General features: G+C 44.3%; 20 protein-coding genes. 14 read left to right on the forward strand and 6 right to left on the reverse strand.

The window, feature by feature from the left end:
* The first annotated feature begins 272 nt into the window (after positions 1–272).
* From A3EU_RS0115140 to A3EU_RS0115150, 3 genes are read left to right on the forward strand one after another with little or no spacing between them, the layout of a single operon-like run.
* Positions 273–1,034, forward strand: a complete 762-nt coding sequence (locus A3EU_RS0115140; protein WP_020537030.1) for a hypothetical protein — start codon at positions 273–275, stop codon at positions 1,032–1,034.
* Between the two features lie 37 nt (positions 1,035–1,071).
* On the forward strand, positions 1,072–1,824 hold the full coding sequence (locus A3EU_RS0115145; protein ID WP_020537031.1) for a hypothetical protein: 753 nt from the start codon (positions 1,072–1,074) through the stop codon (positions 1,822–1,824).
* Between the two features lie 26 nt (positions 1,825–1,850).
* Positions 1,851–2,588 (forward strand): hypothetical protein, encoded by a 738-nt coding sequence (locus tag A3EU_RS0115150; protein ID WP_156825779.1) that lies wholly within the window; start codon positions 1,851–1,853, stop codon positions 2,586–2,588.
* Positions 2,589–2,625: 37 nt separating this feature from the next.
* On the opposite strand, the gene A3EU_RS0115155 is transcribed toward A3EU_RS0115150, so the two are convergent.
* Together A3EU_RS0115155 and A3EU_RS0115160 are read right to left on the reverse strand one after the other, a co-directional pair.
* A complete protein-coding gene (locus A3EU_RS0115155; protein WP_044086027.1) occupies positions 2,626–3,870 on the reverse strand; it encodes a DUF3999 family protein in 1,245 nt (414 codons plus the stop codon).
* On the reverse strand, positions 3,854–6,247 hold the full coding sequence (locus A3EU_RS0115160; protein WP_020537034.1) for a DUF2339 domain-containing protein: 2,394 nt from the start codon (positions 6,245–6,247) through the stop codon (positions 3,854–3,856). The genes A3EU_RS0115155 and A3EU_RS0115160 overlap by 17 nt, the downstream gene beginning before the upstream one ends.
* 226 nt (positions 6,248–6,473) lie before the next feature.
* On the opposite strand from A3EU_RS0115160, the gene A3EU_RS0115165 reads away from it, so the two are divergent.
* The 4 genes from A3EU_RS0115165 (at position 6,474) to obgE (ending at position 9,722) form a co-directional block, all read left to right on the forward strand.
* On the forward strand, positions 6,474–6,830 hold the full coding sequence (locus A3EU_RS0115165) for a transmembrane 220 family protein (RefSeq protein ID WP_020537035.1): 357 nt from the start codon (positions 6,474–6,476) through the stop codon (positions 6,828–6,830).
* A 327-nt stretch (positions 6,831–7,157) separates the two neighbouring features.
* A complete protein-coding gene (locus tag A3EU_RS0115170) occupies positions 7,158–7,886 on the forward strand; it encodes a sugar phosphate isomerase/epimerase family protein (RefSeq protein WP_425412692.1) in 729 nt (242 codons plus the stop codon).
* A 211-nt stretch (positions 7,887–8,097) separates the two neighbouring features.
* Positions 8,098–8,673 carry an adenylate kinase gene (locus A3EU_RS0115175; protein WP_020537038.1) on the forward strand — a complete coding sequence of 192 codons (576 nt, stop codon included), beginning with the start codon at positions 8,098–8,100 and terminating at the stop codon, positions 8,671–8,673.
* Positions 8,674–8,684: 11 nt separating this feature from the next.
* Positions 8,685–9,722 (forward strand): GTPase ObgE, encoded by a 1,038-nt coding sequence (obgE, locus tag A3EU_RS0115180; protein ID WP_020537039.1) that lies wholly within the window; start codon positions 8,685–8,687, stop codon positions 9,720–9,722.
* Between the two features lie 70 nt (positions 9,723–9,792).
* Here obgE and A3EU_RS0115185 read toward each other — a convergent pair whose 3' ends face one another.
* Entirely contained in the window at positions 9,793–10,308 is a 516-nt protein-coding gene (locus A3EU_RS0115185; RefSeq protein ID WP_020537040.1) for a hypothetical protein, read from the reverse strand.
* Between the two features lie 327 nt (positions 10,309–10,635).
* On the opposite strand from A3EU_RS0115185, the gene A3EU_RS0115190 reads away from it, so the two are divergent.
* Positions 10,636–11,601 (forward strand): aminotransferase class I/II-fold pyridoxal phosphate-dependent enzyme, encoded by a 966-nt coding sequence (locus tag A3EU_RS0115190; RefSeq protein WP_020537041.1) that lies wholly within the window; start codon positions 10,636–10,638, stop codon positions 11,599–11,601.
* A 25-nt stretch (positions 11,602–11,626) separates the two neighbouring features.
* Here the strand turns inward: A3EU_RS0115190 and A3EU_RS0115195 are convergent, their stop codons facing one another.
* Positions 11,627–12,370 (reverse strand): RDD family protein, encoded by a 744-nt coding sequence (locus A3EU_RS0115195; protein WP_020537042.1) that lies wholly within the window; start codon positions 12,368–12,370, stop codon positions 11,627–11,629.
* A 77-nt stretch (positions 12,371–12,447) separates the two neighbouring features.
* Between A3EU_RS0115195 and A3EU_RS32900 the strand changes: the two genes are divergently transcribed.
* From A3EU_RS32900 to bcp, 6 genes are all read left to right on the forward strand, one after another.
* Entirely contained in the window at positions 12,448–14,280 is a 1,833-nt protein-coding gene (locus A3EU_RS32900; RefSeq protein WP_020537043.1) for a stage II sporulation protein M, read from the forward strand.
* 190 nt (positions 14,281–14,470) lie between these two features.
* Positions 14,471–15,223 carry a DUF4129 domain-containing protein gene (locus tag A3EU_RS0115205; RefSeq protein ID WP_020537044.1) on the forward strand — a complete coding sequence of 251 codons (753 nt, stop codon included), beginning with the start codon at positions 14,471–14,473 and terminating at the stop codon, positions 15,221–15,223.
* Position 15,224: 1 nt separating this feature from the next.
* Complete coding sequence (locus A3EU_RS0115210; protein WP_020537045.1) at positions 15,225–16,508, forward strand: DUF4350 domain-containing protein; 1,284 nt, start codon at positions 15,225–15,227, stop codon at positions 16,506–16,508.
* Positions 16,509–16,523: 15 nt separating this feature from the next.
* Positions 16,524–17,570: an AAA family ATPase gene (locus A3EU_RS0115215; protein WP_020537046.1), complete on the forward strand. Its 1,047-nt coding sequence runs from the start codon at positions 16,524–16,526 to the stop codon at positions 17,568–17,570.
* A gap of 1 nt (position 17,571) precedes the next feature.
* Positions 17,572–18,906 carry a DUF58 domain-containing protein gene (locus A3EU_RS0115220; protein WP_020537047.1) on the forward strand — a complete coding sequence of 445 codons (1,335 nt, stop codon included), beginning with the start codon at positions 17,572–17,574 and terminating at the stop codon, positions 18,904–18,906.
* Between the two features lie 459 nt (positions 18,907–19,365).
* Complete coding sequence (bcp, locus tag A3EU_RS0115225; protein ID WP_020537048.1) at positions 19,366–19,833, forward strand: thioredoxin-dependent thiol peroxidase; 468 nt, start codon at positions 19,366–19,368, stop codon at positions 19,831–19,833.
* A gap of 111 nt (positions 19,834–19,944) precedes the next feature.
* Here bcp and A3EU_RS0115230 read toward each other — a convergent pair whose 3' ends face one another.
* A complete protein-coding gene (locus A3EU_RS0115230) occupies positions 19,945–20,742 on the reverse strand; it encodes a hypothetical protein (protein ID WP_020537049.1) in 798 nt (265 codons plus the stop codon).
* Between the two features lie 196 nt (positions 20,743–20,938).
* Complete coding sequence (locus A3EU_RS0115235; RefSeq protein WP_020537050.1) at positions 20,939–22,183, reverse strand: serine hydrolase; 1,245 nt, start codon at positions 22,181–22,183, stop codon at positions 20,939–20,941.
* Positions 22,184–22,606 lie beyond the last annotated feature (423 nt).

Raw genomic sequence — 22,606 nt, forward strand, 5'->3', positions numbered from 1 at the left:
GCTAAAATGCCTCAAAAAGATATTCTTTTTAAAAAAAATCACTTTTGACTAACCTTTTTGATTTCCCTACCGATAGTGTAAGTGAAAGCAAAAACGATTAGTCATTCATGGTATACAGCAAGCATAGTAGCAGATGAGGAACTCAGACAGGGCTGCCTGGCTAGTGATCGTCGTGCACAGCATGTACTATATCAAAGCTACTATGATGAACTAGCGGGTATTCCGATGCGGTAGGATTGATCCTTTAATAGCAAAAAGTAAAACAGAATAGTATGAAAAACCAAAAAATATTGCTTCTCCTCTTGGCAGTACCCATTTTGGCTCTACAGCCCTTTATATGTAATGGCCAGAACTTACCTGAGTCTCGATTTACCGTTGGGATAGAAATCGCACGAGGTCTATTACTCGACTGCTCAATATGCGATGCCAGCAATATTATAAACAAGCCATTGCAAAATAGCGATCCAGAATCTTATCAAGTGTTTAGTGGCCATTTCAATTACAGAGCAACCCGTGGATTGGGTTTTACGGCAAACCTAAGTTATGGCAACCTGCAAGCTCAATCCACTAGGTTCTTAGTTGACAACAACGGCGAAGAAGGTTTTCCAATTCAACAAAGTGTAGCCGAACACTCCCGAATGCTTACCATTGGACCACAACTATTTATTCGTATCGGACAAGGCGACCTCGGACTGGAATTTAGAACGGGTTTCAATATACACAATGCCCGGCTTCAAGCAATTGGTTTTGGAGGGGAAGAGTTTGACATAAAATATAAAATGAAATTTTCTCGCTGTGGCGCAACACGCCTTAGCTATACTTACTGGCCTACACACTGGTTTGGTGTGCAGTTTTCAACTGAATTTTTTGTTGGAAACACGGCCTACTCTGAATACTATGAACCTCGCATTGCATACGCCGAATCACATCCTGAAATCAATCAGGAAGCACTACAAAAAATAAGCCCAAGAGAAGCCGGTATAAACAGTTTGAATTTTGGCCTAAGCCTTACTTATCGCCTATCCGACAGATAATGTAGACTCCTTTAAAAACACGCTCAAAAAAACAACCATGACCATTAAATATTTTCCTGTAACCATTTTACTATTCTCAATAGTTTTAACAAGTTCGCCCTCCTTATTCGGTCAGGATAATGGACTTAGGATGGGGGTTCAAGCACAGATGGTTTCCCAATTGACCAGTACAACACCCTTTCGAATGAGTATGGGTAATAGTCTTGGAGTGTGGGGTGAGGTTCCTATTAGTAAAAGCTCCACTTTGCGACTAACAGCTTCACATCGAAGTCTCAATGGATTGCAACTCAATACGAGTACCATCTATAATGAGTACGTGCTACGTGAGTACCGCCGTAATATTAGCAGTACCATGCTCAATAGCCTGCAATATGTGGATTTGGAACTCAGCTGGAACTACAAACACAAAGCTAGTTCCCCTTGGACAATGGGACTTGGAGTACATACTTCTTTTCTACATACCTGGCGGGGAGCCCAACAAACTAGCTCCTGGATTCATACTGAAAAGATGCGTTTTTCTGCCAATAGTGCAACAGGTACTACCTGGATAAGTGGTGGTTGGGATGTTTACAGCCGTCAATCCGAAGAGGAAGCGCTTTCCCGTTCTGCATTTCAATCATTGGACATGGGTGGGCAACTACATCTTAGCTATCGGATTAGTCGTGGCCTTGATTTGCACCTCAGTTATCTACAAGGATTTCGTAATCTTTTTAAGGATACACTCTTTGGGCAAGCAACCCAGTTTTACGCTAGCTCACTTGCACTGGGGCTCTCGGCGCGTTTATTTTAAATATCTAACCTTAAAGCCACGAAAAAATGAATAAATTAATGATAGGTTTAGTACTTACAGTACTGTTTTTTGCTACAGCTTGTGAGCAAGGGGAACTCTCTCCGGTCATATTGGAAGATGAGAAAGTAGATGTGTTTTTAAAAGGTGAGATTCGTGAACCAGGGGAGAGTACTTTTTCCAGCTTTTTAATATCATTAGATTACATCAGTGAAGCAAATGGTTATCTATTTTGGCAGCAGGGTGTCACCGAAAGGCCATTTAGTAGAGATCCTTTTGGGACATTCTTTACCACCTTAATTATGAGTGCTTATGCATCAGATGAAGGGGCGAGAGATGCCTATTATGGTTTCCAATTTTGGCCCGAAGAAGCCACACCAAATCAACCAATGACTAAGGCATTGGTTGAAGAATTCTTTGCACTAGGCAATAATTTTTCGTTTGGAGAAGGGGCAGGCAAAGTAGATGTATCACTCCGCCTGCCAATTGGTGGTCCGTACGAAGAATTACAGGTTTCTAAAAGCTCTTTTTTGAATACCCCAATCGGTCAGCTTACCATCATTGAGATGGAGGACTATAGCTACACGGAGAAAAAGAGTGTTACGGAAGAAATAATCACGGGGAAACTCATTCGTTGTACCCTCGAAGGGCAGATTGGCCGCTATGATCGTTCTGTAGACTCCTCCGATGGTATGCCTTGGTTCGAAACCGATGAGGTCGTAGAGATTGCTAATGCGGAATGTGTATTTTTTGTGGAGTATGACTAAAGTAGCGGCCCAGCTCGTTTTCCTATTGTCTCTAAAATCACTTCCCACTCATCATTTTCAAGGTAAAACCTCCGAGTAGTACAATAACCAAAATCATAATCGCCCACAAGAAGAGCTTATTCTCAAACAAGGGTGCTGCTTTGACTTCTTCCGCTTTATCGAAGGCTTCTTCCTGCCCTAAGGTCAGCGGCGTGGCAGTAGTGGGAATTTTGTCTGGGAATCGTGCTATATCATACTGCGGTTTTCTGGCGTATTTATTGCCATAAACAAGATGGTAGGTGGCAGGCGCATTAAAGCGCGCTATCATTTGATGTACGTAGCCTTTCGGCGTAATGGTGCCAATATTCAAGGCTTGATTGTCTTGGTTGTGAATTAAAATTTTCAGCTTCTTCGCAATCGTATTTCTACTAAACCTAAACGTATTTTCCTCCAACGAATTCAGTGTACCGCTACTGATCGTGTGGTAATTGTATCTCCATCCCTTTTCCGTTTTGATACTATCCGTACAGTACTGGATCGTCACAGGACGGTAGTAGTCAAAAGTATCTAGCACCTCAATATTCAGTCGACTTAAAGAGACGGGCATAGGAAGTGTCAGCTCTATTTCCGTCTGTTTCGACTGTTTGTTCTCTATCGCCTTGGTAGCTTGGACAGCGTAAGTGCGATAAGCGCCTTCCACCAACTCACGCATGGTAATACTCGCCGATGTCAAGACAGGAGCTTCCCTGCTGGCAATAAGCACCCTCAGGTAGCGATATTTGGAACGGGGGATCTTTATGGTCGTGAATTGATAATCAGTGCTCCCGTTTTTGATGGAAAGAATTCGGTAGTCGTTCACAACCGTGAACCATTCGCTTTGATCCTGGCTACCTTCCAGCTGTAATCTCCAGTCGAAATTCTGTTGCTTAAACGCCAGCTGGATTTGGTTAATCGCTTCGGCGGTCGGCACTTCAAAAGTGAAGTAAAACCCATGCTGGTTCCTAGCAGTATTCAGCCTATTAAAAGGAATAGTATTACTGACTACTTTTTCTTCATCAACCTGCAGAATATAAGGTGCTTCAATGGTATCGTTATTGGCACTGACACCAATGATCCTGATGTCCGACAAATCATTCGCAACCTTACCAAAAACAGGATCTGGTAAAACAATTTTGTGCCATTGCTCCGTAATGCCATTCAATTCGCGCTGGTAATTATACGTATCCACCTGCTGCCCATAAGCCCCAATGGTGAGCAGCATAAACGGAAATACCCAGCACCATGATTTAAGGGGCAGTTTCATCAGTATTTTCATCAGCAATGATATGCTTGTATTTATTGTATAAAAAGGAGATGATCAAAAGGAGCACCCCTAAGGAAACAAACACTATGGTTTTTGCCAGCGTGTCGAGGTGAGATATATCGTAGAAAAACAGCTTAACGAGTGTAATTGCAAACAGCGCTATAGCCCCAATCCGTAAATACTGCTTCCCTTTCCATATCCCCAAGGCGATAAGTATCAATGCATAAACACCCCATAATATACTCAGTCCGATTTTATAAGACTGCGTTGAATTGGCAATGTCCATCCAATGGATCAATTCGCTGCTTGCTATCCACAAAACAACAAGGTGAAGTAGCAAATCGAAGGCCATTTTAAAATTCCATTTTATAAAATCCTGCCGACGATAATAGTAACAGGCAACGACAACCAAGGCAACAAACAAATAAGAAACATACCTAATCCCGAGATGAAAAATGCCTTGATGGTAATATTCCGCCAGGGTTTGTTCCAGATAACTTTCGCGCAGCTCACTCAACGCATAAAGGCCTTGTGTCAAGAAGTACCCAATTGCCAAGACATTCAAAACAAGATTGATGAAGCCTAAAAGGGTATTCTTTAGTTTTCTAATATTTACAAAAGAAAGAACACCTACAAACAAGAGCGTGTAATTGATTACCCAGATTATTTTGAATTTGAGCAAATCTCTATTAGTAACACGTTCAACATACCCTTCTTCATTCCTACTATTAGTTATGATTGCATCTGCATAAAGTTGGTTCCAATAGCTTTCAATCTCCATCCTAAAGGCCGAATACAATACCAAAAGCATAATGCCCGGAATCGCCAAAGCAATCATCTTTGAGATTATACCCCTACTCGCCAATACGGAAGAATGTTCTCTTTTTTGATTTACCCAATTAATAAACCCAAAGGCACCGAGAAACAGTAAAGAACTCAAAAATTGGATATTGAAGATGGGGGTAATTTCCGTTTCTCCTTCTTGTGGATAATAGAAATTATAGCTATAGCCCACCGACCAATCCTGAAGAATGCTAAAGAAGGCCAAAAACATCAACGGGTAAGACAGCCATTCATAAATTGGCACCTGCTTTGTTCGGCCAATCCAGAAAAGCAAAGCGGCTTCTCCTGCCCATAAAAGGGTCACCCAATTGCCATCTAGCTGAACAGGAATAGCCAGCGTGATAAAGACCAGCACCAGCCCAGAAATAAGGTAAAAGAGTTTTCTATCCGCCAGTTTCCTGCGGTAAATAACTGCGCTAACAATGAAATGAATGACGGCATTGCCCAGCGTAAACAAGCCCAGCAGCTGTTCACCGGTCTCATGATTATTCAATAACGCGTAGCCAATACCGTAAAAGATGAACGAGTTGGCAAGGAGCAACAAAATATCTGCCAAGGAAAATTGCTCTTTCTGTAGTAGTTTGTACGCCAAAAACGTCAGGTAAAAAATAGCAAAAAACAGACACAAGAAGGTGAGCGCCAGCCCAAAGTACTCATCGGTTCGGTAATCAAACACACACCACGAGATATAGAGGAGCCAAGTGATAACAAAGGAAGAGTAATACAGTGGTTTCCAGTATTTTTTAAACGCGATGACCAGAATACCAACATTAATAATAGCGACATAACTAAAAAATACCGCCGCTTGGCCACTATCTTCACTCAGCAAGAAAGGCACCGCGTAGGCTCCCACTAAGCCTATTTGAGCAATAATTTGCCTGTTGTAATTGAGCGCCGCCACCACCGTAAAGGCCGTAAACCCAACCATAAGCCCAAAGGCCATTCCTTGCGGAATCAGACCATATAGACTATAGGCCAAATAAGTTATAAAATAGAGGATTGTCATGGCTCCACTGACCAAAACGGCACTATAGCTTTCGTAGTTTTTTTTCAGTTTTATCCCAAAAGCCAAGAGGGCTATTCCTGCGAGATAGCCAAGGATTATCCTGGTAAGCGGATTGATCAGATTGTGTTCAATCGAATACTTTGCGCCAATGGCTACCCCTATAACTGTAATGGCGATTCCTATCTTGTTGATAAGGTTTTCGCCAATAAATTTCTCGAGGTCAAGTTTAGCTTTTGGCGGAGCGACCTCTTTGGGAACCATGTACTCCATGGCTTCTTTAGGCGTTCGGGCCTTGGCACTTTGGTAGACTTTAGTGCTTTCTTCCTGGATCGGCTCCAACGTTGCAGGGGTGGCAGGAGGTTTTGCTGGCACTTCTTCTTTGCTCCACCTTTTTTGAGCTTCAATCCCTTTTAAGGTGTTGATCTCCGTCCGCAATTGACTGATCTCTCGCGAAAATTGTGCCTGTTTTTGCGACAGTATTTCCAACTTTGCCAGAAGCTGGTTGATCTGATCTTGGTTATCTGTCATATTTTAATAGGTATGGTGCAAAGAAATTCATCTGTAATCAGAACGCTACATTGTAACCACCAATAGTACGCATTCAATTTAGAATTTGTACTCAAAGGTGTCATAAAATAGATAAAAACCAGAAGATCATCGACTTAAGCAGAGAGTAAGCAGTAAGGAAGCAAACCTCGTTTTATGCTCAAAACTTAATAATCAGGTATACTGTTCAGATCAAAACACTCCCTTTATGATCATCAGAATTCTCATTGCTCTTCTTTTTCTGGCGTTCGCTTATGTACAACTTAACGATCCTGACCCTTGGTTATGGGTCGCTCTATACACTAGCACAGGGATATTATCGGCAATATCCGCCTTTAGTGAAATTCCTAGACGTATAATCCAAGCGGGAATGTTGGTCATCTTGGTTTGGTTTTTCTTCTTGCTCCCCGACTTCATCAACTGGGTCAAGGTGGGTATGCCTAGTATTACAACCAGCATGAAAGCAGAAGCTCCACATATCGAGCTTACCAGAGAGTTTCTGGGCCTTGGTATTTGCGCTCTTGCTTGGTGGTGGTTGGGAAAAAAGAATTCTTCCTTATCTTGATGGTTTAGGAACAGCACTAAAATAAAGTCTGGTTTTGTTTTCCATAATAATTGAATAAGCGATTCATTCCCCCGAAGGCTCCGTGGGGGTCAATATATGAGATGCCTATAGCATATAGCGTTTCAACTATTTGGAAAACTTGAGAAAAACCATACTTTGTTTTCTGCGCAATATTTAACATCAAAAGAAAGTATGCAACGTCGAAAATTTCTACAAACGACCAGTTACCTGGCTGTTGGAACATTACTCCCCGCGAAGGCTGTAGGTTGTTCAAAAAAAGAAAGCTTGGAAAATATTGGCCTCCAACTTTATACCATCCGTGATGCGATGCAACGCGATGACAACGAAACACTGCGAAGAGTTGCTGCCATCGGCTATGACTATGTAGAAGGTGCTGGTTATCGTGATGGCAAACTTTATGGCCACAGCCCTCAGACCTTTCTGGCTATGTTAAAAAATTACGGCTTGCAGATGCCCAGTGGGCACGTTAGCTGGGAAGCCATGAAGGAAGCCCCCGAGAAAGCCGCTGCTACTTGTAAGGAAGCCGGGCAATCCTTTTTAGTGATCCCTTGGTGGCCCGAAGACAAACGCAATGCCGAGGGTTATGCCGAACTCATCGACATTCTTAATACCAGTGGAGAAGTATGCAAGCGCTATGGCTTACAACTCGCTTATCACAACCACGATTTTGAATTCAACAAGATGGTTGCTGGTAGCCGGCCCATCAATTTACTATTGGCAGAGGTTGACCCCGATTTAGTACAATTTGAAATGGACTTGTACTGGGTAACCAGAGCGGGGAGTGATTATCAAGAATACTTTCGTAAACATGCCGGCCGCTTTCCCTTATGGCATGTCAAAGATATGGACAATACGCCCGAAAAGTTTTTCGCCGCTGTAGGAGAAGGCGTTATTGATTGGCCAGCNATTTTCAGCAAAGAACAACAAGCAGGAATGCAGTACTTTTTTGTAGAGCAAGACCGAACGGTGCCTGGTAAAGATCCTTTTGACGAAATCACGATCAGTCACAAGTATCTTGAAGGAATGCGTTATTGAGAGCGTAGAAAACGTACCATCAGACTTATTTTTCATTGAAAACTAAGTCTTTATTGCGTATATTCGCCTACTTACAAGAGCAGTAATGGTTGCCACCAAAGTTTCCTTGGTTAATACCCCTACTCTCCGAATAATCTATGTGATTTTTCTCTTTAGCCCTAACCAAGAAAATCCTGTAGACCGCCAAGTAATTGGTTTAAAGTAAGCACGTATGATCAATTTGATTTTATTTGGCCCTCCCGGATCCGGCAAAGGAACCCAGGCGGCCAAGTTGGTAGAAAAGTATAACTTATTACACATCAGTACCGGTGATCTCTTTCGTTACGAAATGGGTAATGACACCCCTTTGGGACAGGAGGCTAAATCATACATCCAGAAAGGGGAATTGGTACCTGACAGTGTCACCATTGGCATGCTACGCAACAAGGTAGAAGCCAACCCTGATGTAGAAGGTTATATTTTTGATGGTTTCCCTCGTACCGTTGCCCAAGCAGAAGCCTTGGACGCGTTAATAGAAAAAATGGGAACCTCTATCTCTAAACTTATCTTGTTGAATGTGGAGGACGACGAAATCGTCACCCGCCTACTTGAACGAGGTAAAACAAGTGGACGTTCTGACGATCAAAAGGAAGATACGATCCGCAATCGCATTAATATATTTAAGAACGAAACCAGCCCTGTTTTCGATTTCTACGCAGAGCAGGAGAAAGCAGTACAAGTCGAAGGTCTCGGCAGTATTGATGATATCTTTGCTCGTCTTTGCGCTGAAATTGACGTGTTGGTATAAATAATTATTCTGTGGCAGGCACCAATTTTGTAGACTACGTTAAGATTAATTGTGTTTCCGGTCATGGAGGAAGAGGGTCTGCTCATTTCATGCGTACCAAAGGTGCTCCTAAAGGAGGCCCTGATGGTGGCGATGGCGGACGCGGTGGCCACATCATTGTAAAAGGCAATCGCAACCTCTGGACCTTACTGGCTTTCAGGTACAAAAAACACGTAAAAGCCGGTATTGGCGGCCATGGTAGTTCTAATAACTCTAGTGGCTCCTTTGGTGAAGATGTCGTCTTAGATGTACCTCTGGGTACTGTTGTAAAAGACCCTGAGACCCAGGAAGTACTTTTTGAAATCACCGAACACGGCCAGGAACAAATCATGGTCCCTGGTGGCCGTGGAGGCCTAGGGAACACCAATTTTAAATCTTCGACCAACCGGTCGCCGCAATATGCTCAACCAGGAGAAGAAGGAATAGAAGTCTGGCGCATCTTGGAAATGAAAGTGCTGGCAGATGTAGGGCTCGTAGGTTTTCCCAATGCGGGGAAATCGACCCTCTTAGCAGCTTTAACTGCCGCCAAACCCGAAATCGCTAACTATCCTTTTACGACAATCACCCCCAACTTGGGCATTGTGCAGTACCGGGATGGCCGCTCTTTTGCGATGGCTGATATCCCTGGAATTATCGAAGACGCCCACCTGGGCAAGGGCCTTGGGCACCGCTTTTTGCGACACATAGAACGCAATGCAACCCTGCTTTTCTGCATTTCAGCCGAAACCGATAGTATAAAAGAATCTTACCGGATCCTTCTGAATGAGCTGGAGCAATACAATCCTGAATTACTGGACAAGCCCCGCCTGCTAGTCATCACCAAACGAGATTTAATTGATGATGAACTAGAGGAGCTACTAACACCTGAAATTCCAGCCGACATTCCACATCTTTTCATCTCTGCCATTACCAATCACGGGCTCACCGAGCTTAAAGATCATTTATGGACCTATATCAGTGAGGCACGTAAAGATGACGATGGACGGGGAGCGATGGAAGAAGAGGAATAGCAGTAAAAAAAACTGGGCTTGACTTCCGTAGAAGCCAAGCCCATTATACTAAAAGGGGGTATAAGTCAATTTATTTATCCTTATCGTTACCAACAATCACTGTTTCGGAATTTACCGCTACAATGGTGGGTTGTGGGCAACCAACGGTTGCTACTTCTACCGGGTAAGCTGAATTGATGTTTGCAAAAACAGGAGCCTCGCTTGGGTAGTAAAAATTCAGCGCCAACTCACTTTCAAGGCCTGCTTTGTTGTATACAGCCCATTCGAAAAGTTCATAATCGTTATCAGCAATGTGAAGCGGTGAATTTTTAGCAGCAGGTTGGGTATAATCTTTTTTCAGTATTTCCCAGGCCGTCCATTCTTGGCCATCTTTCGAAAACCGCATTTTTACAACTAACTCGCCCTGATCCCATTCAGACAGATAGGTAAAAAAGCTTTCTGTAGCAGAAGCAGGCATGGCCTGTGCGGGAAAGTGATGTTTGCTCACCCCCTCAGGAATAGGGAGCTTTAAGCTGACCATTTGGCAGTCTTGCCCACTCAAAAGAAGGGCTACGAGCAGCAGATTTAGTGTAATAATGTATTTCATGTGATGCAAGTTGAAGGACTTCTTGGAGCCCTCGGGGGTTTCTAGTAACAATAATCGCTACTTCAACCCCGTCAAACTTTCAGATATATATATTTTTGTGACATGTTTATTGTCACAGCAATAGCAGAATAACGACTACAATCCATTACTTTAGATAGGCAAACTGCCATATATCTACCAGAACAAAAAACACCCAGAGGCAAACACCTCGTATTTGTGACACGAAACAAATAGTAAAAAACAACATTTGTAGATAGCCTATGGCTGAAATCACTATGCATTAAGACTTGTACCTTGGATCAATAAACACTTCAATTCCACCTCTTCATGATAGTTTTCTCTGGCACCTCCTACCTGGGACTAAACGCTCACCCCGACTTCCTTTCTTTAGTCAAAGAAGGGCTGGATCGTTATGGCACACATTATGGCGGCTCTCGTTTATCTCCTCTCTGCCCGGAAATATTTGAAGAAGCTGAAGCCGCATTTGCGGAATGGACGGGGGCACCCGCAGCGCTATTGGTGGGATCTGGCTCTGCTGCGGGGCAGCTTGCCGCTCGTTATTTAGCACACGAGAATTTACCCTTACAAATCGGGCCACTTGCGCATCCGGCTTTGTGGTGGCCAAAAGGAACCATGCACACTAATTGGGATGCTTTTCTGGAAACTTTACGTACAAAACAGAGTGTCGCTTTTACAGATGCGCTTGATCCTTTAGGGATTCAATTACCGCCATGGGAAAGCCTATTGGATGCAAAGCCAGCGCGATTGGTTGTCGATGATTCGCATACCCTGGGATGGTATGGCCCTCAACACGCAGGTAGTTGGCGACAGCTAAATCCGCAAACAGAAGCCGAGCTACTCGTTACCGCTTCTCTTGGCAAAGCGCTGGCCTTACCTGCCGGGATTCTGCTTGGAGAACAACAAACGCTAGCTAAACTACGTAAACTGCCACAGTTTGGCGGTGCCTCTCCGCCACCTCCTGCTTTCCTTTACGCTTGGCTTAATGGGCAGGATATTATCACTGCACAACGGCAAAAGCTCCAAACGCATTTGAACCAGCTATTGCCAACAATCAAGGCTATTCCCGGGATACGACACCTTGAGAACTTTCCTGTTTTTGGCTTGCAACATCATAATTGGGGAGAAAAGCTACGACAAAAGGGTATCTTAATCAGTTCTTTCCGGTATCCGAATGAAGACTCCCCGATGTATTCTCGCATCATTGTGAAGGCCGATCATACGAAGGAGGAGGTGGCTTATTTACGGGAGTGTCTGGAGGAGTTTGGGGAATGATTTTTATCAAAAGCTGGACTTAAACTCACCTCGTCAATACAATATAATCCCGGATAAGGGTTTTCAAAAATTCCGTCGCATTCCGGGTTTCTTCGCGGGGGGCTTCCAGTTGGAGGCCCAGTTGGCTGGCCAGATCATGGAGTAATCGCCGATTAGCATCATTAGAGTAGCGCTGATAACGAGCGATAGTATTTTTGATTAACAGCATATCCTCCTCGCTGAATTGTCGAACAGCCGGGTATCTCGGTTCGTAATCTTCCAGAGAGCTGATCCTCAAAATATCTCCCAGCCCAAAACGGTTAGCAGAGCGCATCTTAATAACACCGGTGCCGGCAGTCATATCTCCCAATCGCTGCCGCTTAGGGGAGGAACTAATCAGCAAGCCGCCCAAAAGACCTGCCGTCGCCAACAGGTCTACGAAATAAAAAACAGCACGAAGCAAGTAATCTGCTGGGGCAGGTTCTTCGCCATCAAGGCGTACGACCTGAATACTGAGTGCTTTTTTACCCAAACTTTGCCCGTGAGATAGCAACTCAAAAAGAAAATTGTAAACCAGAAAACAAGCCAGTGGCATTATGAAACCAAAAATCCCCACTTGGACACCCGACCAAGCTGAACCAAAAGCTCCAGTGACTAGCGCTGCCAGCAGGAAATAACCAATTCCTACTGTGACCAGATCGATAATAACGGCCAACATTCGCTCGCCTAGCGTGGCAAGTTCGTATTCAATGGTGACGTTCTGAGTCGTTTTTAAATCAATTGTTTGCATTAAAGAACAGCTTGAAATGGGAATTTAAGGGAATTTCCTAAAACTTTTGGTAATTTGTCTGCTCTCACGGAAAATCTATGCGCGAAACTCAATTCATTAAGCAAAATCAGGAAAAATGGTCGGAATTTGAGCAAACCCTCAAGGGCGAAGCCAAAGATGCTGATCGTTTGCGAGATTTATTTGTCCAAATCACGGACGACTTATCTTATTCCCGCACTTTTTACCCCAACCGCTCGGTGAGGGTTTACCTTAATGGGCTAGCACAGCAAGTCTTCCTTAAACTTTATCGTAGTCGCCGAACGCCACTCGGGAAACTACTCACCTTCTGGACCGACGAACTGCCGCAGGAGGTATACAATGCCCGTCAAGCTTTTCGGCTCGCATTTTTTCTCTTTTTCCTTTGTTTTGGCATCGGTATGCTATCCTGTGCAATGGATGCAGAGTTTGCAGAAGTCATCCTGGGAAACAACTACGTAGAGATGACCCGCGCCAATATCGAATCGGGCGACCCTATGGCTGTTTACAAAGAAAAGGGGCGCTTCGGGATGTTTCTGGGTATCACTTTTAACAACCTTTACGTGGCCTTTCTTGCTTTTGCAATGGGCGTATTCTTTGGCGTAGGCTCTATTATTATCCTGATCAGCAATGCCATTATGGTGGGCTGTTTCCAATATTTCTTTATTCAGCAAGGTTTGTTCTGGGAGTCGGCCCTAACCATCTGGATCCATGGAACTTTGGAGATATCTGCAATTGTTATCGCCTCCGCTGCGGGCATCACCATGGGCAGGGGGCCTGCTTTTCCAGGAACCTATACGCGTTTACAAGCCTTTCAGCAGTCGGCTCGACGAGGAGCGAAGATTATGCTGGGAACGATACCACTGTTTATCATTGCCGGTTTTCTGGAAGGGTTTATGACCCGGCAAACGGAGACGCCGGACATCATAAGGGGAGCTTTTATCCTTTTGTGCCTCGCTTTTGTATTGGTTTATTTTGTGTGGTACCCATGGTATCGACAGAAGCTTGGCTTTGGTATTGAAATTACAGAAATACAACGTTTGCCCGCAAGCGAAAACTACCAACTGCAAACGGGCAAGATTAAAGCCGGAGGCGAGATTTTTAGTGAAATATTCACCCTTTTTCGGCGCCACAGCAGCAAACTTTTGTTCGCCATTTTCGGTGGCGCCTTGGTTTATACCATCTTGATATTTCTGCTGAGTGACCTTCCCGCTGCCGAGCTTTTACCCTTTAATGCAGAGAGCTGGGTTTTTAACGGCTATAACTTCCTGCTGCTTTTCAGTGGCCACGAAGGCCATTGGTTTATCCCTATTATAGGAGGTGCGATGATTTATGGCCTTGCACTGGCAGCTTTTAAAAGTATCGATCGAGAACTTGGCCGAACGACGACACCATTAAGTTATCTAAATCTATTTTTTGGTGTTGCTGCTATTGTTTGTTGTGTTGGTTTTCTATCTTATTGGGTCATCCTTAGCATTTTAGTAGTGTTGCCACTAGCCTTGCTTTTTTCTTATGTTGCTTATCGCGACCACCAATCGCTGGGGCGGGTGTTCTTTCTATTGAAAGGAGCCTTCTGGCGTACCGCAGGGATGTCTGTCTTATTGCTTGTACTAGGGCTTACACTATTTTCCCTTACCAATACGGTAGTTGCTGAACTGTTGTTCAAAATGATCAATTGGCTGGTAGCTGCCGAGCAAGTAGCGCTAGATGAATGGAGTGTTTGGATCAACACCTTTTTATTGGCCAGCATTGCCAATTTCATTTGGGTAATTTTACTCCTGGGTTTTGGCTTGCATTACTACAGTCTAAGGGAAATCAATGAAGCTACCGATTTGCGGGAGAAGATTACGAATATTGGTCAATCAAGCCGGATTCGTGGTTTAGAAAGAGAGTAACTTGGACTTTAGAAGTCAAAATAAGAGCTTGCTCATTTTTTGTAAAAAAAATTAAATTAGGAACAGCACGAAAATAAAATACGTTTTTGTTTTTCACAATAGTTGAATAAGCGCTTCATTTTAAGCACTTTGACTATTTGAAAAACTTAGAGAAAATCACGTTTTATTTTCTGCGCAATACTTCATCGCGTTGAATAAAAGAGTTTTCATTTTCGTCTTGCTGGTCAGTGTGCTCCTGGGGAGTACAGGAATCACTCCGGTGATGGCCCAAGACTTTATTGAAACTTATGAAGATCAGCACTTGGAAGCCAAAACTTTTGATGGCGACAATTGGGAAAAACTCAGTAAAGAACTTGACTATTCCGGCAAGCCTAAAGCAACCAAACCGCGGGAAACCCCTGATATTGCCCCGCCTGACACCCCACCAGATACAGACCCCTTCGACTTCCCGGATTTATCTCCTTTATTTCAGGTTATCCTTGCTATCGTTGTCCTCAGCCTATTGGCCTGGCTCATTTTTACTTTCATTCAAAACAATGAATTGAAAATAACGCCTCCTGAAGAAGGTACGGTAGCTGATGACCAGGTCGATCTCAGTCAGGTTAGCCGTCTCGAAGAAGAGTTGGATCGCCGGGATGTGAATCCATTTTTGGCGAAAGCCGAACAAGAAGAAAACTATCACTTGGCCGTACGATTACACTACTTGGCTTTACTGAAACAGTTGCATCAACAAAAGCTTATCCAGTGGAAGAAAGATCGTACCAACCGGTTCTATTTGAATCAAATGCGCGAACAGGAAAGCTACCAAAACTTCCGTGAGCTCACCCTTACTTTTGAGCAAGTATGGTACGGAAACCACTATCCTGCCCAAGCAGAATACCAGGATATAAAAGCAGCGTTTCAATTGTATCGCCAAGGGTTGCAACCATTAACGACAGCATGATATGAAGAAAAATCGCGTCATACTGGGTTTGATCGTACTGGCAGTTGTTCTGCTGGCGGTTTGGGCTATTCAAGGAGGTGGACAACGCTTCTCCTGGCGCGAAACTTTCAAAATAAAGAGCAAAGAACCCTATGGTCTTTATGCGCTGTATGATTTGTTTAAAGATTATCCGGCAGTAAAAGAACTCAACACACTTGCAGACAGCCTTGCCGGGAAACTACCCGTAGATAGTATTAATGGCAGCAGGGCCAATTACGTTTTCATCGGCGAAGGATTGTACATGCGCCCGCAGGATCGCGATGAACTCCTGGAGTTTGTAGAAGCAGGTAACACTGCTTTTCTGGCAGCAAAAGTGCTCCCGTACGACCTGATGTTTTATTTGTACTATGACGAATGTGACTACATTCCCTGGGATGGACTTAGCACACATACCGATAGCGTGGTGCAACTGAACTTCACCCACCCGTCGCTTCACCGTGACCGGGATTTCGCTTTCAAATACATCAATAAATTTGCTGGCACCCAACGACAATGGCAGTATTTCCCCGACTTGTACTTTTGTGAGATGGAAGGAGGCATGGAAGCCGTAGGGAGAGCCGCCGACACGACAGTGAACATGGTACGTGTTCCTTATGGCAATGGATTCTTTTACCTCCACAGTCAACCGCTGGTTTTTACCAATTATTACCTTGTCAAAGAAGAGGGCCGCAGCTATGCAGAACGAGCATTTAGCCACCTGAATGATGGCCCTATTTACTGGGATGAATTCAGCCGTATTCCCGAACGGATGGCGCGTGAGCAAAACAATGCTTATCGCAGTGACCCACGACGATTGCAAAGTGAGAGCCCGTTACAATATATACTAGAGCAGCCTCCACTAGCCTGGGCTTGGTATACTTTAGTGGCCATTGGTCTGATCTTTTTGCTTTTCCGTACTCGGCGCCGACAAAGAGTCATTCCCGTGGTACATCCACCTCGAAATACCAGCTTGCAATTTGTGCAAACAATAGGCTGGCTCTACTATCAGCGAGCCAGTCACCAGCAGCTCGCCGTTCAGGCCATTAAGCTTTTGCGGACTTATGTAAAGGAACGTTATGGCCTGAAATGGCGCGACGATAACGAACAATTTGTGCAACAACTGAGCGCCCGCTCCGGGGTTGATCCCGACCTGGTAGCGCTCATTGCCAAAGATGCTCATAATATACCACGCTACACCGCGCTGGTAGAAACTGAATTAGTTAAATTTCACCAACGCTTAGAACGCTTTTATCAAGCCGCTAAGTGATAGACAATAGGAATTATGTTGACGGACGAAACAACAAATGAACAGGAAGACATGAACTTCGAGCGCCCTGCTGAAGTACCCACTCCGCCACCTCCCCCATCGCAAGACCACCCCGAACTGCGCAACTTGGCACGAGCAGTAGACCAGGTCAGGCACGAGTTGGGCAAGGTCGTGATTGGTCAGCACGAGTTTATAGAATTACTCATCGCAGCGCTGTTTGCTGGTGGCCATGTGCTTGTCGAGGGGGTACCAGGAATTGCAAAAACCCTGACAGCCAAACTCCTATCACAAACTCTTAAAGTAGATTTCAATCGTATCCAGTTTACGCCGGACCTTATGCCTAGTGACGTTATTGGTACGACGGTTTTCAACATGAATAGTTCTGCCTTTACGTTCAATGCCGGACCTGTTTTCTCCAATCTCGTCCTTATTGATGAGATCAACCGTTCTCCGGCCAAAACCCAGGCCGCACTATTTGAGGTCATGGAAGAGAACCAGGTGACTGTAGATGGAACCACCCACAAAATGGGCTTTCCTTTCTTCGTGATCGCTACACAGAACCCGATTGAGCAAGAAGGAACGTACAAACTTCCGGAAGCCCAACTAGACCGCTTTCTGGTAAAAATAAACATTGACTATCCTAACCTTGAAGAGGAGCGTAGTATCCTCCGCCGGTTTCGTTCTGATTTTCGCATGAAACAGCAGGAAACGGTCAAGCCAGTTATGGACAGTAAAACCATCAAGGAGTGCCAAATCATTGTAGAGAAGGTATATATCAAGGATGAATTACTGGACTACATTGCAAGTATCGTTCATGAAACTCGCCAGAACAGTGATCTCTTCTTGGGAGCATCACCCCGAGCATCGCTGGCGATTATGAAAATGGCCAAAGCCATGGCGGCGATTAATGGCAGAGCATTTGTTACCCCCGATGATATCCAGCAGGTAGCTTACCCAGTACTTAACCATAGAATAATCCTTACGCCGGAACGCGAAATGGAAGGATACGCCACGCGGGATGTCGTAGCCGAGATTATCAAGAAAATAGGCGTACCACGATAAGATGAAGGAAACCTTCCAAAATATCTTTTTAAAGAACCGGCTCTTCTGGTGCGCAGGAGGATTGGTCGTATTATTTACTGCTGGCTTCTGGTGGGCACCTCTTTTTTTTGTGGGGCAAGTAGCACTTCTATTATTGGTCATACTTTGCCTTGTAGATGGCCTCTTGCTTTTTGCGCGTCCTTATCGCTTTCGGGTAAGACGCCACCTTCCAAGGGTATTGTCACTTGGGGATGAAATGGAGGTTAAAATTAGTTTACAAAACCGCAACAGCCTCCCATTGCAGATTGAAGTCGTAGACGAATTACCCTATCAGCTACAAATTCGAGATTTTAGTAAGAAGGTCAATTTGGCTCCCGAAGAGAGCGTCGATATCCATTATCCTATTCGGCCAACTGCCCGTGGGGCTTATGAGTTTGGTAGAATCCTCCTTTTCCTTTCTACACCTATTGGCTTATTAGAACGCCGCTATCTTAAAGATGCAGCCATTGAACTTCCTGTCTATCCTTCGATTCTGCAGATGAAGCAATTTGAGATGCGCGCCTTTGAACGGACGAGCATGCCGGGGGGCCTCAAGCAAATTCGGAGAATTGGCCACAGCTATGAGTTTGACCAAATTAAGAACTACGTACGGGGAGATGATTACCGCAGTATCAACTGGAAAGCTACAGGCCGCCGCGGCCAGTTGATGGTTAACCAATACGAAGACGAGCGGGCACAACAAATCTATTGCGTGATCGACAAAAGTCGTGTCATGCGCATGCCTTTTGATGGCCTGACGCTTATGGATCACGCGATCAACACCAGTCTTGTCTTGTCAAACATAGCCCTCAAAAAACACGATCGTGCTGGCTTACTTACCTTTTCCGACAAGATTGGATCAGTACTGAAAGCAGACAGTAGAGCCGCGCAACTCAACAAGATTTTGCAAACGCTTTATAAAGAAAGTGAACGCAATACGGAGGCCAACTACGAACTCCTTTATTACTTCAGTCGCAAGTTGGTTAGTGGCAGAAGCCTTTTAGTCCTTTACACCAACTTCGAGAGTATGTATGCGCTGGACCGGGTACTCCCTATCCTTCGCCGAATCAATGCTTTTCATTTATTGGTGGTCGTCTTTTTCGAAAACTCTGCTATCCGTGAATTCGCCCAAGCTGCTCCTACTAACGTAGAAGGTATCTACCAACAAACGATGGCTCGCAAGTTTTTAGCAGAAAAAAGAGCGATGGTACAAAAGTTGAAGCAGTACGGTATTCAGGCCGTCCTTACCAATCCTGCCGATCTTTCTATGGATACGATCAATAAATATTTGGAGCTTAAGGCTAGAGGATTGATTTGATGGGTTCAAACATTCTTTCAAGTCTGGTGTTAGGATATTTGTGATCTGGGATTTATAGTCCTCCAAAGCAGGAGGTGTTCGTTACACTCACGGGAATGCTCTTCCAATAAAATCGGAATCGCAGTGGTGCTCGCTAAAGCTCGCGGGTAGCGCGGCTACCGCCGACGCAGTTGACACAACCGCGAATCCCAGTGAGTATTATCGGACTGAGGGTGAATACCCGTCAAAAGCTTAATTCCCTCAATATCAAGCCTCGCAAACTATCCAAGAATTTCAGATTTCAGATATAAAATTTACGATGTCAGATTTTTCCCATCAACCAACAACAATCAACCATTTTAAAAGTCGGAGATCGGAAGTATTTGGTACACCCAACTTTTACCCCCTTACACTATCCAATAAACAAACAAAACGTCCGGGCTGAAGCCCAGACTACGTCAAACAAACCATTTAACAAATATGACCCACCTCAAAGAAGGCGATAACGCTCCTGATTTCACCAGCACCATTTCTACCGGCGAAAGTGTTTCGCTCAGCGATTATTCCGGTAAGAAACTGGTACTTTATTTTTACCCAAAAGACAATACACCAGGTTGTACCGCCGAGGCTTGTAGCCTACGCGATGGTTATAGCGAACTGCGTAGCCAGGGGTACGAAATTTTAGGCGTAAGCCCAGATCCGGTAGCCAAACACGGAAAATTCATCAACAAATACGAGCTTCCATTCGAATTATTGGCCGATGAAGATAAAAGTGTCATGAACGCTTATGGCGTGTGGGGCCCTAAGAAATTTATGGGTAGAACCTACGATGGCGTACACCGTGTTACTTTCGTCATTGACGAAGAAGGGAAAATTGCCAAGGTGATCAGTAAGGTAAAAACCAAAGATCACGCTGCTCAGATTTTGGATGAGATGGCAGGAGTCTAGGTTCCAATCCAAGGATTTTTTATAAAATCGACTTGAACCATATAAGGGATTATAAGATCATATAAGAAAACAAACACCTCTCTTAAATGGCCTTATAATCCCTTATATGGTTTAATTCAGTTTACTCCAACCTACCAAATCCTCGGCCCTGATCAACAGTGGGGTGATACTATCGTCAACCAGCCCCCCTTGTTTTACCAGCGCTGTAAACGCTTCATCGATGCCGCAATAAGCATAGTAGAATATGAAAGCCTGCTCATAACGAGAGAAAAGAGATTGTAGCGTAGCTAGAAAAAACGCTTGTTCCACCTCATTAGCAAGCGCATAACGAAGTAGGTGCTTGATGTTTTTAAAATAGACCTCAAGGATACCTATTTCGTTACCAAACCAATCCTCAAAATATTTTTTAACGATGCCTGCCCCTTGATCGCCAGCCAAGTCTTCTCGATTACGGAATTGGCGGCGGTGGTTTTGATAGAATTTGAAGATCGCTTCTCGGCTTTCGCTGATATTCTTTTCGTCGGCACCAAAAATTTCCACGTAGGTTATAGCCCGCAGGTTTAGGTAATGTATATCGAGTAGCTTAAAAAAGTTAGCCCGCCGTGTAGGGAGATCATTGATATTATAGGATTGTGCCATCTCTTTCTTCTCCAGATGGTTTTCTTCCAGTTGGTCAATGATGCTGAGGAGGTGGTTTCGCAGCCGATTCAACCCCAACTCTATCTGTTCGTAAGGCAAAGTGTTGATGGTTGAGAGATACATCAAGTCATTGTACTTGCTTTTCAACAAGATAAACTGATTATAAAGGTCGGAATCCGCTTGTAAGACTTCATCTACGGCTTCCACGCCAAAGTTGAGGCCTTTGGCAACACGGCCTTTCAGTTCCTTTTTGATCGTGGCAATATCCATCGTTTAGGTGTGTTTTTGTTAAACCAGCTATCTCACCAGGCATACCTTTCACAAAACTGTAGAAGGGTTTAGCGTAGAGTCATTCATAGCGAGCGGTTAGGGAAAGCGGCTACCTAGTAACATTCTCAACCTCCCTTTTATTTTGTCATTACAGGCGGCAATCTCCACGCCACGCACCTCGCTACCAAAGTCCAACTCACTCGTCTTTCAGCACTTCTTCCAGCCAGGAAAAATCTGGCTCATTTTTTCGCTTTCGCTTCAACTCGTGCTCGTAGACGGCTCTTCCTAATTCACCAAAAAAAGGTAAACCCTTTCCTTCGTATTCATAAACGCCGTCATTGTAGATCTGGTTATCATTGACGTGGATAGTGCCCACTAGAAAAAACTCTACGCCAGCATCCATATCTACAATATAAGCGGCATCGGTCAGGTAACCATAAGCCCAGCCCACTTTGTTGAGGATACGTACATTTTTAGGAATCTGAGCGGTAGAATCCTGGTCGCCGTATATCCAAAACTTCACGTAATGGTCTTCGTGATCGTAAGCCGGAGAATCGCTTTCCCGAGGAAACTGAGCCATCGCACGGTACACCCACGCGTAATCCTCTGCCGTAAGGTTAAAACGCTCTCGCTCACTGACCGACTGTGGGAAAATGACCGCTTTGAGGATATCGTGTAAATCCTGTACGGCCACATAATTCTTATATCGAAAATCAAAAGACTCGTTGATGATTTCGCCGTTGTTGTCCATGTAAGCCACACCGCGCTGTTGGCGTGTGAGCCCAAAATCGTTGTAATAACTGCTGTACACTTCTCCTTGGTGATACATGGGGCCTTGCTCATTGACAAACTGCACCGGATTGGTAAGGCGGTTCCCTAAGGTATCATAGCCACTCACCGATAATCGGTGGATAATTCGGGTATCTGTAAACCCTTTGGCCTGCAACTTCTCATTAAAGTAGCGTTGACCTAAAAACTCATACAATCGGTTATAGGCATCATTGTCACTTACCAAGAAAATCTTGCGTACATACTGGGCCACCGAAGGCAAGCCACTGGCAGCCGTCGCATCAGCTAAAGCAGCCGTTTGCGGAGCCGTTGCTGCAAAAGTTTGCATTACAGCATACTTATCGAGGCCTACCACTCCTAGCTCATTAATTTTCTCTAAAGCCATAAATGCCGCAGGCATCTTCACGGTACTCGCTGGATAAAAATACTGGCCAGGATCTACGCCGTAGCGGTAAGTAGTAAAGGACGGTTCTCCGGCAGCATTGCGATCAATCTGAGTATAAAGGACTTGTATTTCATACTTGGCGGGGTCCTGCACCCAATCTCCGAAAGTATTCTTTTCTGACGTAATCAGCTTTTCTAATACATTACGTTGAGCAGGTAAGCTAATGGTTAGACCAAATAGCAATAGGAGTAAGCAAAAAAATCGCATAAGTAATCAGTAGATGGTTATCTATCAAAGATAAGGAGGTGACGTTTGCTTTTTCGTATTTCTCAAAAACAATACGCTAAAAAGTAAAACCCTAGCGAATTAAGTACTCTGTATTAGATTACTGCCTATGGAATTCCGACATTTTCTGATCAGCAGAGGTGTTTTGTTTCAATCCTTATTCTAATGGATACCGATCTGGAAGAGCTGCTATTATATCCAATAGTTGCGACACTAGATGGTTTCAATCCTTATTCTAATGGATACCGATCTGGAAGCTCCAACGCTTACAACGAATAGCCGGAACAAACGGCTGTTTCAATCCTTATTCTAATGGATACCGATCTGGAAGTACTAAGCGAAAAAGGATTCGTACAATGGCCGGACCGTTTCAATCCTTATTCTAATGGATACCGATCTGGAAGG

This window comes from Lewinella cohaerens DSM 23179 (genome assembly GCF_000379805.1).
Lineage (GTDB): Bacteria > Bacteroidota > Bacteroidia > Chitinophagales > Saprospiraceae > Lewinella > Lewinella cohaerens.

Coding starts and splice junctions, on each gene's coding strand:
- A3EU_RS0115140 (WP_020537030.1), top strand. CDS start 273: ATGAAAAACCAAAAAATATTGCTTCTCCTCTTGGCAGTACCCATTTTG.
- A3EU_RS0115145 (WP_020537031.1), top strand. CDS start 1,072: ATGACCATTAAATATTTTCCTGTAACCATTTTACTATTCTCAATAGTT.
- A3EU_RS0115150 (WP_156825779.1), top strand. CDS start 1,851: ATGAATAAATTAATGATAGGTTTAGTACTTACAGTACTGTTTTTTGCT.
- A3EU_RS0115155 (WP_044086027.1), bottom strand. CDS start 3,870: ATGAAACTGCCCCTTAAATCATGGTGCTGGGTATTTCCGTTTATGCTG.
- A3EU_RS0115160 (WP_020537034.1), bottom strand. CDS start 6,247: ATGACAGATAACCAAGATCAGATCAACCAGCTTCTGGCAAAGTTGGAA.
- A3EU_RS0115165 (WP_020537035.1), top strand. CDS start 6,474: ATGATCATCAGAATTCTCATTGCTCTTCTTTTTCTGGCGTTCGCTTAT.
- A3EU_RS0115175 (WP_020537038.1), top strand. CDS start 8,098: ATGATCAATTTGATTTTATTTGGCCCTCCCGGATCCGGCAAAGGAACC.
- A3EU_RS0115185 (WP_020537040.1), bottom strand. CDS start 10,308: ATGAAATACATTATTACACTAAATCTGCTGCTCGTAGCCCTTCTTTTG.
- A3EU_RS0115190 (WP_020537041.1), top strand. CDS start 10,636: ATGATAGTTTTCTCTGGCACCTCCTACCTGGGACTAAACGCTCACCCC.
- A3EU_RS0115195 (WP_020537042.1), bottom strand. CDS start 12,370: ATGCAAACAATTGATTTAAAAACGACTCAGAACGTCACCATTGAATAC.
- A3EU_RS32900 (WP_020537043.1), top strand. CDS start 12,448: ATGCGCGAAACTCAATTCATTAAGCAAAATCAGGAAAAATGGTCGGAA.
- A3EU_RS0115210 (WP_020537045.1), top strand. CDS start 15,225: ATGAAGAAAAATCGCGTCATACTGGGTTTGATCGTACTGGCAGTTGTT.
- A3EU_RS0115215 (WP_020537046.1), top strand. CDS start 16,524: ATGTTGACGGACGAAACAACAAATGAACAGGAAGACATGAACTTCGAG.
- A3EU_RS0115220 (WP_020537047.1), top strand. CDS start 17,572: ATGAAGGAAACCTTCCAAAATATCTTTTTAAAGAACCGGCTCTTCTGG.
- bcp (WP_020537048.1), top strand. CDS start 19,366: ATGACCCACCTCAAAGAAGGCGATAACGCTCCTGATTTCACCAGCACC.
- A3EU_RS0115230 (WP_020537049.1), bottom strand. CDS start 20,742: ATGGATATTGCCACGATCAAAAAGGAACTGAAAGGCCGTGTTGCCAAA.
- A3EU_RS0115235 (WP_020537050.1), bottom strand. CDS start 22,183: ATGCGATTTTTTTGCTTACTCCTATTGCTATTTGGTCTAACCATTAGC.